The sequence below is a fragment of the Gammaproteobacteria bacterium genome, from assembly GCA_003696665.1.
In the GTDB taxonomy this organism is placed as follows: Bacteria; Pseudomonadota; Gammaproteobacteria; order Enterobacterales.
In genome coordinates, this window is the sequence record RFGJ01000663.1 from 1 (window position 1) to 1,281 (window position 1,281).

General features: G+C 52.8%; 3 protein-coding genes. All 3 read right to left on the minus strand.

All coding sequences use genetic code 11. The features are described from left to right. On the minus strand, window positions 1-372 hold a 372-nt coding region (locus D6694_15800; GenBank protein RMH32833.1), incomplete at its 3' end, for a xylanase. After that, window positions 356-1,141, minus strand: coding sequence for a 16S rRNA (adenine(1518)-N(6)/adenine(1519)-N(6))-dimethyltransferase RsmA (rsmA, locus tag D6694_15805; GenBank protein ID RMH32834.1), 786 nt, complete (start codon window positions 1,139-1,141; stop codon window positions 356-358). The genes rsmA and D6694_15800, both read right to left, overlap by 17 nt. A 2-nt stretch (window positions 1,142-1,143) precedes the next feature. Next, the coding region (locus tag D6694_15810) for a hypothetical protein (protein RMH32835.1) at window positions 1,144-1,281 on the minus strand (138 nt) is incomplete at its 5' end.

Genomic DNA, 1,281 nt, shown 5'->3' on the forward strand with positions numbered 1-1,281 from the left:
CCCGGGTTGGTCGCGAATATGGCTTGTTGGCACAAACACCGTGGCGGGCAAGCCCTTCTGGCTCAAAATTGGCCAAGCATGCGTCAAAAAATTTTGGTAGGCATCGTCAAACGTCAGAGTCACGACAGGTTTTTTTGGCTGGCGCCCCGATTTTAGCTGTGCCAGCACGCGTGGTAAGGACCATACTTCGAAGCCTTCTTCACGCAGTATGGTGAGATGGGCTTGCAACTGCTCAGGCGTGACCGATGTCACCGCCGGTGTTTTAGCGGACACATGGTGGTATTGCAGCACGATGATACGAGGTGCTGGCGTGGCTGCCCCAGCGGCGCCTCCCCATAAGAATAAACACAATAGTCTAGCGAGCCAACGCATCGGCCAATTTCACAAAGTCAGAGAGCGACAGCTGCTCGGCACGTACCGTCGGATCAAATCCCAGTGCTTTCAATTGTGCTTCATCGAACAGGTTTGAAAGAGAATTCCTAATGGTTTTTCGACGCTGGCCAAATGCCGCTGCCGTCACCTTTTCCAAATTTCTGACATCAACTGGATAGCGTTTGGCATGTGGTCGCAAGCGCACAATCGCCGATTCGACTTTGGGTTGCGGCCGGAACGCACTCGCTGGAACCGTCATCATCAAGGTTGGCTCGGCAAAATACTGAACGATGACGCTCAGTCGACCCCATTGTTTGTTGCCAGGGGTGGCGCACATGCGCTGCACCAGTTCCTTTTGCAACATAAAGTGCATATCTTGAATCGCATCAACAAATCGGAATAAGTGCAGCAACAGCGGGGTAGAAATGTTATATGGCAAGTTGCCGACCACTCTGAGCGGACCATCCTCGGTCAAGCTTGAGAAGTCAAATTTGAGCGCGTCCGCCGAATAAATTGTCAACCCGGGCGCATCGCTAAAACGTTCTTTGAGTCGCTCGACCAAGTCTCGATCTAACTCTATCACCGTCAAATGGTCAGTCGCCGCAAGCAATGGCTCGGTCATAGCCCCGAGACCAGGCCCAATTTCAACCAAGTTTTCCCCTGGTTTTGGCGCAATCAGGCGAACGATGCGCGCAACAATTCGGGCATCACTCAGAAAATTTTGCCCAAAACGCTTACGTGCTTGATGGCCATCCACCCAGCGAGACATGTTCACCCCTCCCTCTGTTTGGCCGTCACTGCCATGCGTATCGCAAGATCAATGGCATAGCACATGCTGTCTGCAGACGCTCGATTCGTACCCGCCAACGGCAGCGCAGTCCCATGATCGACTGATACTCGGATATAAGG